We start from the raw sequence: 13,776 nt of genomic DNA, 5'->3' as shown, positions 1-13,776 counted from the left end.
CTTTAGCCAATTCGAAACGTATGCTCAAACGGCGTGACGGCGGTCAGGTACACATGAATGCCGTCGGTTTTCAGGCTACCGAAATGGGAAGAGTATACTTCGCCTTCGAGGCCGGTTATTTTTGTGTGTTTAAATAACCCCGGCCCAAATTGAATGGTGTCTTTGCCGAAAGTATACCGGCCCGACTCGCCATTTAGGAAATAGCTATCGGCAGTACCGTCTATTTTTTTCAGCCCGCTCACCTGGCCGCCCACGTTGAAGCATAGTTCAATCGTAACCTGTACGCCAGCCGCCCCTTTGACCGAAAACCGCAGTTCGTTTGCGCCGTCCTTCTCGCGGACACCAATGCGGGTTTCGATGGTTTTGATGTTGCTCTGGGGCCGGTGCCCAAAATCCATCTTGTTCCAGAAACGCCCATCGGTGCTGGGGGTGTGCGCATAATTGCCCGATGCGAGTTTGTATTTGTCTGGCAGTGGCTGGTAATAGGGGGCGTCAATTTTCTGATGCAACACATATTCGCCCTGCGCGTAGGTAATGCCCTGACTGTGAAAATAACCGGTACTGAAGAAGCTGGTAGACAGCCGCATGTAGTTTAGAATAGCCTCCCCTTTCCGAAACGCAAAGAAATTGGGGCTTGTCGACCGACCCGACGCCACGATAAACGGAAAATCGACGCCCCCGAAAAGAGTCGTCGTCGTGTCGTTCCGTCTGATTCGGACGAGGTTCGTTTCCCGGAAGAACTTTTCGAAGTTCACCGGTGGTGCCTTCGGTGTTGGCAAGGGTTGTTTATAGAGGGGCGTTTCCAGAAAGTAAGCCAGCAGGTCATTATTGATGCGCTCGTCAAAGCCTTTTACCGTTTCGATATACCGGGCAATAGCCGCAAACTCCGGATTGGCATCCTGAATGGCCATAAAACGGTAATCGTGGTAATAGGGCAGGCAATTGACGGTCATGAACTGGTCCTGCCGTCGCGAGTCGTTCGTGACCAGATCGCCGTTGGGTTCCAGGTAAAAGTAGGTCATTTGCAGATTCCGGCGAACCGGTTCGAGCAGCTTCGGGCGTTTGAGCAGGTGCGCCATCGTAATCAGGCAACGGTCGATCACTTCCGAATAAATCATGCTCCGTTCGAGGTAATGGCCCTCTTTATCAATAAAAATCCCTTCGGAAAGCCATTCATCAATCCGCCTGACGTAGCCCGGATTGGGAAACAAAGCGTTTATCTTAGCCAGAGCCGCCGATATGACCCAGCGATGGTTTGGTGTATGGACGCCACCGGTTCGAAGGGCTTCTCCCGCTTTCAGAATAAATTGTTTTAACAGCGTCTTTACATCTGTCAGCGAAGGTAGATCGGCCGTTTTCAGGATGGTAGCCGTCGTACAGAGCGGCTCCAGAATAAAGGCCGTGTCGGGCGGAGAAGCCAGATTGCCGAAGTCGAGGGTTCCGTCCGCTTGCTGTTTCGTAACCAGAAAGCGAATAATTTTTTCCATGACTGGAATCAACTCTGCTTTCCGGTAATACGGCGAGCCCGGTTCGCAAAAAGCGGCCGACAGGTTCGCCAGATCAAACCCCAGCCGACGCCGTATATCGGCAATATCCGTTGCAAAGGTTTGACGCAATTTATCGACTTCTTTGGTATTCGCCTGAATCACTTTCTGATAAAAGCCATCGTCGGCCTGTTCGTCGGTTTTCCAGGCGATGAGCGGATATACAGCAACGGCGGCACTCAAGCCGGTCAGTTGGTGAAGGAAAGTTTGTCTTGTAATATCTTTCATGATTGAGTTTGTAACACCGACCGTCCCGGTCGGGCGGGCTTGACCAGTAGTTAGTTAGTCAGGCTCGCCCGACCGGGACGGTCGGTGTTACATTAGCTAATACTACATTAATATCCCGGATTCTGTACCAGGGATGGGTTGACAGTAAAGGCACCCGTTGGAATGGGAAATATCCGCCTATTGACGTTGGCATCCGTCTTGAAGCCCCATTTGCCTTCATACTTGCCAAATCGAATCATGTCGTTCCGGTGCCAGGTTTCCCAGACAAACTCACGGCATCGTTCGCCATAAATATCTTCCAGCGTCACGTTGGCTAAAGCGGGCGATGTAGTCCTGTTGGCGCGCAACTGGTTCACCAGCGAAAGGGCCGTTTGTCCCTGCGTAGGCGACCCTCCGCGAAGAATGGACTCCGCTTTCATCAGGATAATATCGGAGTACCGGAAAAGGGGTACGTCGTTGTTCTGATTACGCGACGTCGACGAAGCATCGGGGAAGAACTTAACATTTCGATAGCCCATATTCCAGGCAATTTCATCGTTTCCGCAATCGTAGGTGGCCACATCCTGCCGGAGCGTAACCTCAGGCGTCAGATTCACCTGATACGTGTAGGGTGCAGCCCCATCAGAGCCCGTATAGAACTGGTCGTAGCCTTTTTTCGTAGTCGTCACCGTCAGGGGTGTAACTCCATCGGCAAGAAACTGGGGACCCGTAAGCCACTGGTTGTTTCGGATGTCGTTCGGATCTTTGAAATTCACGTAAAACTCGGGCAGCGTACTTCTTGGCGCACTCGGCGTAAATGGCAGGCTAAATCGCTTGGTATGCGAGCGGGGTACGTCGTACCGGGCGTGGTACATGTTGCTGTTCGTACCCGGCAAGGCACCCGCTGCCGGGTCGTAGGGAATAGCGAAGATGAATTCCTTCATCTGTGGGCCATTGTTCGGATAGAACATTTGCAGGTACGTTGACCGGGGTTCGATGGCATACAGGCCCGAATTGATCACGCTATCGCAGGCGACAATGGCCTCGTTATACCGCTGGGTACCGGTATAATACTCCGAGTTCAGGTACATTTTGGCCAGCAGGGCAAAACCCGTGAATTTGTTGGCCCGGCCATACATCGCCTGACCCGATGCCCGGCTCAGATTCGGCATGGCAGCCTTTACTTCCCGTTCAATGAATGAGAATACCTGCGCTCTTGGGGTATTCGGGCGTGGGGCAAAATCGCCATAGGTCGTGTCGATGGGTACGTTACCGTACAAGTCCATCATCATAAAATACGACAGGGCGCGGACCATCCGCAGTTCGGCCAGATTCATTGCTTTCCCGGGCGTCGATGCCGGTATGGTCGAGTTCAGAATCGACATGGCCTGGTTGGTGGTACCAATTACCAGCGACAGCCAGTTCCAGGTGCTGTTTGTCGTACCATGATCTTTGGTCCAGTCGTGGTAATGGAGCATCCGGTAGCCCTGGTTGTCATACCAGTTACCCCCCCTGGCGGGCAGGATAGCCTCATCACTGCTCAACGATTGCATGAACCAGTAATCGAGCGAGAAGTTACCGCGCAAAGCCGCATAAGGCGGTCCCGATGCCTGAATGAACTGCGAGGTATTCTGCGGAAAAATATCGGGGGTTAATGAGGTCGTAATAGGTACGTTAACATCGTGACAGGCCGAAACAAGGTACATCAACAGTACCAGTAACGTGCCGAAGGAGAGATGCTTTTTCATTGGTTTTCCTGACTAATAAGTTAAAATGACACGTTCACACCCAAAAGGAATGTACGGGTTTTAGGATAAAAATTGTAGGCTTCGATACCCGGAGCCAATCCGCCCTGATTGATTTCCGGATCAATTCCGGTGTATTTGGTGATCACAAACGCATTGTTGACCGACGTGTAAATGCGCACATTGCGGATGTACTGGCCCAGGGTTTTGATGGTGTAGCCCAGCGTGGCGTTGTCGAGCCGAACGTAGCTGCCATCTTCAATGTAGCGGCTTGAGTACTTGAACGAGTTCACGTCAGTTGCTTTTTCATCGGCGGCATCGACCAGAATATTGGTAAACTGGGCCGTACTTGGCCGGAACAGATCGGCGCGGGTGGCGTTGAAAATTTTGTTGCCGAACACGCCCCGAAAAAAGACGTTCAGATCGACGTTGCCGTACCGCAGCGTGTTTGTCCAGCCAGCCAGTAGTTTGGGTTGTGGGCTACCCAGGTATTTGTAGTCCGTTCCAATGACGGGCGTGGTAGTAAGGGCACCGCTACGGCTCACGTACTGCGATACGCCTTTATCGTTTTTACCCGCATATTCAAGCGAAAAGAACTGGCCCAGCGGCCTGCCTGCTTTCAGGATTTGCAGGGTGCTGCCCGTTTGCCCGGCCCCTTCGGGCTGCGTGGTCCTGACGGAGTCACCTCCCACGAAGAGTGGGTTTGTCAAGCTATTAATCCGGTTACTGTTGTGCGCCAGATTCAGGCCGGTTGTCCAGCTGAATTTACCCGTTTGCACTGGTGTCGCGTTCAGGCTAACTTCAATGCCTTTGTTGCTCATGCTGCCCCCGTTGGCGATAATGCTACCGGCCGGCACCAGCACCGGATTGACCCGGTAGGCATAAATCATGCCGGTGGTTTCTTTGTTATACACTTCAACGGTACCGCTTAACTTCCCTTTCAGCACCGTGAAATCGAGACCGATGTTTGCGGTTGCCGTTTTTTCCCAGCGCAAATCGGGGTTGGCAGCTTGTGTTGGCCCATAGGCGGCTGTTTGAATACCGTTGTAATAATAGGTACCCAGACTACCCGAAATAAACTGCGCCGTGTAGGCATTGAAGCCCGACGAGTTACCCGTTACCCCATAGCTGGCCCGAAATTTCAGGTCATTGAACAGGTTCTGGTTTTGCATAAACGACTCCTGGTCAATGCGCCAGGCGACACCCGCTGCCGGGAAATAGCCCCATTGGTGGTTATCCCCAAATACCGAGCTACCGTCGCGCCGGATCGAGCCCTGCACCAGGTATTTGTTTTTGTAGTTGTAGTTCAACCGGGCGAAATCAGAGATCAGACGGGTTTCCTGGTAGATGCCATCGGGGCCGAAGTTGATCCGGTACGACGAAACGGCGTAGGGGTTACTCAGCGCAAAGTTGTTATAGCCGATGTTGTCGACGGGAAAGTTGGTTGTCGAGGTCTGGAAACCATCGCCCGAGACATTACCCTGCCACGAATAACCCAAAACCGCGTTAACGGAGTGATCGCCAAACTCCTTGTTCCAGGTAAAGAAGGTTTCCAGCACCTTGCGGGTCGTCTGGTAGGTGTTCCGCAGTGCCGACCCGTTGGTACCAAAATTGAGCAGACTGTGTACGAGTGGCGGATCGGGGTAGTTATAGAAGTTGGCGCTGTTATACTGGGTGTAATAACTGGCGTACGACTCCCCGTGTAGCGACGTATTGCTCTGGTACGACAGGTTGAGGTCATACGAAAGGCCAAACGGCAGCTTCACCTGTGCAAACAGGGAACCAACCAGGTTGTTGTACTTCGTATTGTCTTTGGCGTAGTTGATCATCGCCACCGGGTTGAAGTAGCCCGTATTCTGGAAATTCTCGAAGTAGGTACCGTCCGGGTTGGTAACTGGCGAAACCGGCAGGTGATTCACCATCTGGTTCAGGACGTTGTTTCGGAGGGGCGTGTTGTTGGCGTTGCTGTTGGAGTTTGTAACGTTCAGCCCAAATTTCAGTTTGTCATTAAACGCCATTTGCTCAACGGCCAGACGGGCAATAACCCGGTTCAGCGAACTGCTCTGCAAAATTCCCTGCTTGTCGAGGTAGTTGATACTGGCACTGTAGGTACTGTGTTCGGTACCTCCGCTGATGGAGATATTGTGGTTGTGCGAAACGGCGGTGTTGCGCTGAACGGCGGCCTGCCAATCGGTATTGGCATTGAAGTCGTCTCTGGGTGAGAACGATTGCCCGTTGGCGGTCAGAAACGCCCGTAGCTGGGTAGCGTCCATCATGTTGAGTTTGCTCGACACTTTTTCGATACCGGCATAGCCACTGTAGGTGATCTGCATCTGGCCTTTTTTACCCCGCTTCGTCGTCACCATGATAACGCCGTTTGCCGCCCGGTTGCCGTAAATAGCCGTGGCAGCGGCATCTTTCAATACGTCAATCGACGCAATATCGTCGGGCGCAATAATGGAAATATCCGCACCGGGCACGCCATCAATCACATAAAACGGCCCCTGCGAGCTATTAATCGTAGAGGCTCCGCGCAGAATAACGGCGGCTGGGGCGTTTGGGTCACCATTGGCCGATATGTTCAGGCCCGGTACTTTACCCTGCAACAACTGCCCGACATCGCTGATGGCTCCCCGGTTCAGTTCGTCGGGCTTAATGGTGCTCACCGCGCTGGTCAGGTTTTTGCGCGACTGCGTACCGTACCCAACCACCACCACTTCATTCAGGGATTTGTTGTCGGGCTGTAGCTGAATGTCCAGGCTTGTGCGGTTGCCTACCAGGGCTTCCTGCGTGGTATAGCCCACGAAGCTGAACACCAGGGTCGTGTTGGCATCGGGGACGTTCAATTGAAAGCGTCCGTCGGCGTCGGTGTTGGTTCCCCGGATGGCACCTTTGATCACGACATTGACACCCGGCAGCCCTTCGCCTTTCTCGCCGGTCACGCGGCCGCTCACCCGAATATCGACCGTTGCTTTTTCGGTCAATGACAGCGCCAGTGGCTGCAGCGACGACACGCTATTCTCCGTAGCGGGCACCAGGCCATTTTCGGACTGGATCATTCTAACCGACGTAGCGTTTTCTTTAGCCGGGGTTTTGATGATGTAATAAGCCTGCTTCCCCATTTTCTGGGCCGTCAGTCCGTACGGCTGCAGCAGCGCCTGAAATTGTTTTTCGAGTTTTCCGGTACCAATTCGCACATCGGCCGGAACAGAAATACCTTTCACGGTAGCTTCTTCGAACAAAATACTGACCTGATACTGCCGACTCAGGTCGGTGAGCACCTCCTTGAGCTTCTGGCTCTCGGCGGGGGGTGTCTGCGTTAAGCGGTTGACTTTCCGCTGTTGACGGGCAAAAACGACAGCCTGTGCCGTGGCTAGCTGCTGACATAGCAAACCAAGCAGGACAAGACTTATTTTAGGTAGACGTAGAAGAGGCATTGACACTAGGCTTGTTTAATAGTTCGTAATTCAATATGGTTGCGGTTTTTCACAACGGTTAGCTTGAGTAATTCGGCTAATATTTCCAGCAGGTCATCGGCTTTTTCGGCCTTAAAATTCCCGGCAATTCGTTTCTGGGCAAGTTCCGTTTCGGGAATGACTACGCTGACACCGAATCGCTCCTGAATTTGAATGGCAATTTCGGACACGGGCGTATTGTCGAAGTAAAACCAGTGCTCCTTCCAGGCCACAAACGGGCGGGCGGGCGCTAACTGACGAAGCTGGTAGCGGCCCGAATTAGCCACCGTCACCACGTTGCCGGGCTTCATGTATAGCTGCTGCCCCTGGGCCAGTTCGAGTTTTACCTTGCCTTTGGTAAGGAATACGCGTTTTCCCCGCTTGCGGGCATAAACGACAAATTCAGTACCGAGCACTTCCACCTGAAATTTATCGGCGGTGCGCACCACGAAGCGCTGGTTGTTTTCCGTATGCGTCACGGCAAATTCCCCCTCCCCTTCCAGAAACACCTCGCGGGTGTCGGTGCCAAACCCGAACCGGGGCACCCGCAGGAGCGAGTTGGCGTTGAGCGTGACGGTTGTGCCATCCGATAGTTGGTAGACAGCCGTTTGACCGTAAGCCGTCCGGTAGGTTTTGTACTGGATCTGAACCCGGAACAAATAAGCTCCCAACATACTCACCACCAGTACCGACGCGGCAATACTCCAGCCCAGCCGGTTGTTTGTCCAAAAAGCGGGGTTGCTTTTGACCACAACCGGTTGCGGAGGGCGTGGCTGGGTTTCCTGCAAGATCTGCTGAAACGCCCCGAAAGCCTGTTCGGAATCAACCGCGAACTGGGGCCGCTGGCTTTCCCACTCATCCAGATACTGGTAATAAAGCTCCTGGTTCACTTCATCACCTATCCAGGCTTCAATGTATTTTCGCTGGATAGCCGTAGCTTTTCCATCAAAAAAGTCAAAGATTATATGTTTCGTAAGCGACGGCTTCATGGCTGATTCATGGTTTTTCTGGAAGACAGATTGAGTACACGTTTGCTCACCCCAGCACACAGACGGAATCGACTCCAATCGATACGATCAGAGCAATAAACCAGTCTGCTTTTAAGTCCTGCCGAAGCTTGCTGATAGCCCGGATGAGTAATTTTTCGACAGCGCTGTTGGTAATTTTCATATCCTGCGCTATCTCCGCGTACTTCTTGCCTTCAATGCGGCTCAGTAAAAAAGCGCGCTGGCATTGGGGAGGAAGGTTCTGAATAATCGACTCGATTTTCTGGTGTAGTTCGCTGTAATGAAGCACCTGATCGGGTTGCAGAGAGGCCGGGATCGACTGTTTATCAGCCGATTCAAGTGAGTCGGACTCGCGCAGCTCCCAGCGCAGGTAATTGTAGGCCCGGTGTCGAACGGCTTTGTAGAGATAGGCCCGGTACGAGGTAGTTATCTGCTCGAAGGTGCGATCCTGCCAGAACACCGTGAAGACTTCGGCAACCAGGTCCTCGGCCACTTCCTTTGAATAAACAAACCGAACCGCGTGATTGACCAGATTTGTATAGTAACGCCGGAACAACAGGGCGCACCCATTCATGGCATTCTCAACAAACAACTGACGAAGTATTAATTCATCATCTGTTACGTTGACTAAAGGCTCGGGTTGCTGATTATCCAGAGACAACGTTGGGCCATCGGCTCTGGGTTGCTTAAAGGGCAACGGTAATAGCTGCATACAAACGTCCGTTAATCGGGTAGTACTTCTGGTAGACAAGTTTGGGCCTCATTACCTCACATCGATTATCACTATTTTTTCAGAATAAAATCAAAAAATGCGCCTATTAAGCCTATTGATAGATTTTAACAGGAAGAATAACGTACAGGCAATGGTGAGACTTTCAGGAATGTCGTTTATTAAGCCCGCTTTCGGAAAGCGCTGGGCGTACTCCCTGTATATTTCCGGAACTGCTTACACAGGTGACTTTCATCCGTGTAACCAAACTCATCTGCAATCTGGGCCAGCGTCAGCGGACTGTAAAGCAAGCGGGCTTCAATGAGTTTAATTCTGTGCTTGATGATGTACTGCTTCAGCGATTCGCCCGTTTGCTTCTTGAAAAAGAGGCTAATATACGCCGGGGCGTAATGGAATACGTCAGCTAAGTGGTCAATAGTGAGCCTGCCGGGCTGATAGATGTGCTGCCGAATGTACATCAGGATCGCTTCGACCGAATCGTTTGTCTGCGGACTGGCCGGGGTCTGGCTAAACAGATTGCGGGCCAGAATCATGAGCATACTGCGTAACAGGCTGTCGCGGATGATGGCAAAATACGGCGACTGCTCCCGTTTGTATTCTTCTTCGAGCACCGTTAGCAGATGGTGCAGTTTCTGTTTCTCCTGTTTATCGGCAACAAGGGTGCCCCGGCTCTGGGAAGCGGTTGTCAGCAACGTTTTTATGATCGGCTGCCAGGGGGTATCTTTTTCCTCTGCCGGGTGCTTCTGAATCGATTCATTGAAGCGGATAAAACAGAACTCGGTTACCTCCTGAATGGCGAAATCATGGTAATCTTCCGGCCCCAGCAGAAACACATCCCCCTCGCTATAGATGAAGGTATTGCCGTTGATGTTATGAATGCCGTGGCCCTTCAGGATAAAAATAATTTCGAAGTAAGTATGCTTATGGACCGCGTGCATCCAGGTCGTTGCTTCGAAGTGGTAGATGTTGAAGGGGGTATGTAAAATGTAGCGTTTCATAAGCCTGTGCCGGAGTAATAAAGCTACCAATAAAGAATGGATTTTTACAATTTATTGGTATCAAGACGATCGTAGTTTTGCCACTGTGCAATCCGTCATTCTACTAATATAAAATCCAAATGATACACCCATTCTTGTTAATCGTCAGCCTGTTAGCGACAAGCTTACTCCCACCCCGGCAAAAGCCCGATGAATGGGTCTCCCTTTTAGACAAAGACCTGAGCCAATGGGAAACCTACCTCAGCTATGCACACAAGCTCGACTATAATGGAAATATACCGAAAGATGCATCGGGCGCACCCATTCCGCCAATTGGATACAACAAAGATGAGACGCACGTATTTTCCATATTGACGGAACCGGGTGGCCCTGTTTTGCGGATAAGCGGAGAGAAATATGGTTGCCTGTTCACCCGGCAGGAATATGAGAACTACCACCTTAAGCTGCAAGTCAAATGGGGAACCCAGAAGTATGAACCCCGAAAAACCAAATTGCGCGATTCGGGCATACTTTATCATTCCATTGGCGAAGCCGGGGCCGAATACTGGCATTCGTGGATGCTTTCGCAGGAGTTTCAGATCATGGAAGGACACATGGGCGACTTCTGGTGCCAGGCCAACTCCGCTATCGATATCCGTTCGTTTCAGTCGGAGGGTGTTATGAACCGGGTGGCCGACGAAAAGCAACCCTTCGGTACCTTTAAAAAAGGGAGTGATTCCTATTGCATGCGGTCAGCCAATTACGAAAGTCCAGCGGAGGAATGGACAACGCTGGAATTGATTTGCTTTGAAGGGAAAAGCCTGCATATCGTCAATGGGCATGTGGTCATGGTCCTGAAAGACTCTCGCTACACAAAAGCCGATGGGCAGGACGTACCCATGAGACGGGGCAAGATTCAGTTACAAAGCGAAGCGGCCGAAGTATTTTACCGGGACATCCGTATCAAGCCCCTGGCGACCATGCCCAAAGCCTACGCTGGTTTATTTTGATCTTAGCTTTCCATGTGCTCGTACAAAAAACCGGTTGAAGGGGCCTATTGCATAGGCCCCTTCAACCGGTTTTCACTCAAGTCTGAATCGTTTACCGCTTGACAATAATTTTTTTCGTGTAACTCTTACTTCCCTGCTGAACCCGCATGATATACAAGCCTTCGGTTAAATCAGGCAATGTGACCTGAACCGTGTGGGAGGAAGTTGCCACATGCTTTAGCGGATAGTCTCTTAACCCACTGGTGATAGAAATAGCCAGGTCAGCACGTTGACTGTCTACCCCATCAATCGTTACACTTTCCGACACCGGATTAGGATAGGTACTGATTGCGACTTCGTTATCAGACAGCAACGCGTCAACATTACCCGGTCTGGCGCCGGCAGTGGTGGGCGTAACAGGCATTACCTCAAGCCCGGAAACCTTGGGCCACTCTACACTTCCTTTTACAAAATTCACGGTAAGCATGTTATCAGTCACCGTTACGGTGAAGGTCTTTTGTAGGGCGGTTAGTTCTTTACCTGCTTCGGCAGTTATATCGAACTCCGAAAGCTTCCGTTGCCCTTCAATATCCACGTTAAATCTCCGTCTGCCGATTCCGTTTGTGAATATCTCCGCGAAGTGTAATATGACCTTGTATTCGCCATTAGTGCTTACGGGGAAGTTGTACGAAAAATTGCCGTAACGTTCGCTGTGGTAAATATTATCACTGAGCGTTTTATCAATATCTGATGGATTATTCTGAACGTACACGTTTCCACCACTACTGAATGCATCGGCAGAAAAAGCGGTACCATCGGGCATCGTGTAACTACCTCCTCCGGCGTTGATCCGGTAAACAGACTGTTGACCCGTTTCGGTCTGCGATTCCGTTCTGACCAGGACTACCCAATCCTGCGTAGCTGAATTAGGCGGATTTCCAATCGACTTTGTGCCATTACCGGAGACTTTAGTGACCGATCCGTTTTGCAGGTCGCCACCATTCCGGGGATCGTACCATTGCACACTGTAATTACCTCCGGTATTGATCGTAAGGTTTGTACTGCCTCCGTTCTTCAAATAAATGACGTATAACTTCCCATCTTTTCCTAATAACCAACCGTTGCTTACCTGGTTAAGCGGGCTTAAGTCGGGAAGGGGAACTGAGACATATTTTTCGAAAAAATCAAGCGCGTATCGACTGTATCGCCACATGGTAGCCCGCGACCGGAAGTCTTGAGCCGACAGATCGGTCTCACCGGTTGCATAACCGAAATAGTATTCAACACCGGCGCCCGAAGCCATCAGGTTTCCCCAAAGCACATCTTTCCGTATATCGTTTTGATTATCAGCCACCGTTCCTCTGTTTCCGGAATAGCCTGCATCAGCGGCAACTCCAACCTCAGAACCACCCTGTTCATCGTTGGCTACCACCCATTTTTTTCCAGCCTGTGCTGACTTTTCCACCCATTTTCTGGTATCCTCATAAACCCGATTCCACACGGTCTGAATGGAGGCACCTGAGTAATTCGAACTTCCGCCTAACAAAGGGGTATATACCTCATCGTGATCCTTTACGGATGGGTAAGTATGAATAACAATATGATGCTGATACGGATCATGACTGTACAGGTACGCTGCGCACTCCTTCCGTTGCGCTGTGGTCTGAAGGTTTTCTTCGCCTACATTCCAGTTTAACGCAAGGTGATGGCTGAAGCGTGCGATCAACTCACGGTAGTACAGTTTACGGAGTACGCCGAGATTCCCTCCATCGAGCAGTCTGTCGTTTTCAGTCTCCTGCATCTTGACGTGTACATACATCCCCATGCGATCGGCATGTTCAAAAACGGTTTCCCATTGGTCGAGCTTTGAACAATCGAATCGGGCGAAATCACTGGTTGATACGTACGGATAAACGTTCTGATCGTCCCCCTGAATATTCATTGTAAGGAACGAAAACACATTCAACCCCTGCCCCGACAAATAATTGATCGCACCGATAATTCCTTTTCCCTTGTCGCCTTTCCAGGTAGGGTCACCGGGGCGCCAATCCTGCACATGCGGCCCCCAGCTTTTTCGGCGGTTGCCTATGTTGGGGGTGTTATCGAAATCAGCATAGGCTAGAAAGTTCTCAGGAGAATCGACACCTGCTTTCAAAAAATAATCGCCTTTTTCAGCAAACTGCAAATAGCGTTCGCCCACATACCTTAACCGGCCTTTTCCCCGCAAATCAACCCCCGATTTATCCGTAGCAGACACGACAAACGTTCCCGTCTTGCCATCAACCAACTCCACCGGAACGCCAGCCGACGGATCATCGCTTATGGCAACATTGGCACCGGCCCGCATGGAAATACGGTATGTCCAGGTCCCGGCTTCATCTGGCGCGAAATGAACTTTCCAGGTACTCCCCGCGTCGGCGCTTGTCTCACCAGCGTTGCCATCCGCCGAAAAGTAACCCGGCACCTGGTAATTGATGGCTCCATTGGTAAAGGTCACATTCAGCCGATAATTAAGGAATGGGTTGTTGGGCGCTCCTTCCGAACTAGCTGGCCCATTAACAGTTAACGTGACTTTATGCCATTTTTTCAATTCTCCCTGCACCACAACCGCACCGGTGCCATCGTCGGGATCGCCACCGTCAACTGGCGGGCTGGCAACAACGTCAAAAGTAATGGTCAATGGGGTACCCACTTGCCCCTGCGAATTGTAGGGAGTGGCCGTTAATGTATGGGTTCCTACCGATGGGGTCCAGTCGTTATAATCACCATCCGTATCGCCAGCCAATGAGTACGGTGCGACGATTTCAGTACGATAGTCAGACTTCCCGTCCAGTGAAAACACCACTCTGCCCGTAACTACCGGAAAGGTATTTGCTCGTATATTAAGCTTAAATCCTGTCTGGCTCAAATTTATTACGTCTCCGTTAACAATTGGTTTTATATCTGAGTCCGACGCTGAATTCATCAGGGTAAAGCCAGTAACATTATTGGCATAAGATGACCCGCAAATCGTGAGTGAAGCAATAAAGCAGAGAAAAAAACACAATAAACCCGTTGACTTTTGTAGTTGCTTGTCCATAATAGATTTAATCCATAGAAATAGTTCTAAATAAGGCTGCATA

8 protein-coding genes are annotated in these 13,776 nt (G+C 51.0%); 1 reads left to right on the top strand and 7 read right to left on the bottom strand.

Annotated features, from left to right (window positions below):
* Positions 1-2 precede the first annotated feature (2 nt).
* From CRO74_RS04640 to CRO74_RS04615, 6 genes are all read right to left on the bottom strand, one after another.
* The gene (locus tag CRO74_RS04640; protein WP_097124832.1) at positions 3-1,772 is read right to left on the bottom strand and encodes a hypothetical protein; all 1,770 of its coding nucleotides are present in this window, start codon (positions 1,770-1,772) and stop codon (positions 3-5) included.
* Positions 1,773-1,879: 107 nt separating this feature from the next.
* Positions 1,880-3,499 (bottom strand): RagB/SusD family nutrient uptake outer membrane protein, encoded by a 1,620-nt coding sequence (locus CRO74_RS04635; RefSeq protein ID WP_097124831.1) that lies wholly within the window; start codon positions 3,497-3,499, stop codon positions 1,880-1,882.
* A gap of 20 nt (positions 3,500-3,519) precedes the next feature.
* Positions 3,520-6,933: a SusC/RagA family TonB-linked outer membrane protein gene (locus tag CRO74_RS04630; protein ID WP_097124830.1), complete on the bottom strand. Its 3,414-nt coding sequence runs from the start codon at positions 6,931-6,933 to the stop codon at positions 3,520-3,522.
* 5 nt (positions 6,934-6,938) lie between these two features.
* Complete coding sequence (locus tag CRO74_RS04625; protein WP_097124829.1) at positions 6,939-7,940, bottom strand: FecR family protein; 1,002 nt, start codon at positions 7,938-7,940, stop codon at positions 6,939-6,941.
* A gap of 46 nt (positions 7,941-7,986) precedes the next feature.
* Entirely contained in the window at positions 7,987-8,670 is a 684-nt protein-coding gene (locus tag CRO74_RS04620) for an RNA polymerase sigma-70 factor (protein ID WP_097124828.1), read from the bottom strand.
* Between the two features lie 179 nt (positions 8,671-8,849).
* A complete protein-coding gene (locus CRO74_RS04615; protein WP_097124827.1) occupies positions 8,850-9,686 on the bottom strand; it encodes a helix-turn-helix domain-containing protein in 837 nt (278 codons plus the stop codon).
* Between the two features lie 119 nt (positions 9,687-9,805).
* Between CRO74_RS04615 and CRO74_RS04610 the strand changes: the two genes are divergently transcribed.
* Complete coding sequence (locus CRO74_RS04610; protein ID WP_097124826.1) at positions 9,806-10,675, top strand: 3-keto-disaccharide hydrolase; 870 nt, start codon at positions 9,806-9,808, stop codon at positions 10,673-10,675.
* Between the two features lie 91 nt (positions 10,676-10,766).
* Here CRO74_RS04610 and CRO74_RS04605 read toward each other — a convergent pair whose 3' ends face one another.
* On the bottom strand, positions 10,767-13,499 hold the full coding sequence (locus tag CRO74_RS04605) for a malectin domain-containing carbohydrate-binding protein (protein ID WP_218840202.1): 2,733 nt from the start codon (positions 13,497-13,499) through the stop codon (positions 10,767-10,769).
* Between the last annotated feature and the right edge of the window lie 277 nt (positions 13,500-13,776).

It is taken from the genome of Spirosoma fluviale (assembly GCF_900230225.1).
In the GTDB taxonomy this organism is placed as follows: Bacteria; Bacteroidota; Bacteroidia; order Cytophagales; family Spirosomataceae; genus Spirosoma; species Spirosoma fluviale.
The sequence above is the reverse complement of the archived record's forward strand: the minus strand, read 5'-3'. Positions and strand labels throughout refer to the sequence as shown.

Excerpts from the sequence above, each read along its gene's own strand:
- CRO74_RS04640 (WP_097124832.1), bottom strand. The coding sequence starts at position 1,772 with ATGAAAGATATTACAAGACAAACTTTCCTTCACCAACTGACCGGCTTG.
- CRO74_RS04610 (WP_097124826.1), top strand. The coding sequence starts at position 9,806 with ATGATACACCCATTCTTGTTAATCGTCAGCCTGTTAGCGACAAGCTTA.
- CRO74_RS04635 (WP_097124831.1), bottom strand. The coding sequence starts at position 3,499 with ATGAAAAAGCATCTCTCCTTCGGCACGTTACTGGTACTGTTGATGTAC.
- CRO74_RS04625 (WP_097124829.1), bottom strand. The coding sequence starts at position 7,940 with ATGAAGCCGTCGCTTACGAAACATATAATCTTTGACTTTTTTGATGGA.
- CRO74_RS04620 (WP_097124828.1), bottom strand. The coding sequence starts at position 8,670 with ATGCAGCTATTACCGTTGCCCTTTAAGCAACCCAGAGCCGATGGCCCA.
- CRO74_RS04615 (WP_097124827.1), bottom strand. The coding sequence starts at position 9,686 with ATGAAACGCTACATTTTACATACCCCCTTCAACATCTACCACTTCGAA.
- CRO74_RS04630 (WP_097124830.1), bottom strand. The coding sequence starts at position 6,933 with ATGCCTCTTCTACGTCTACCTAAAATAAGTCTTGTCCTGCTTGGTTTG.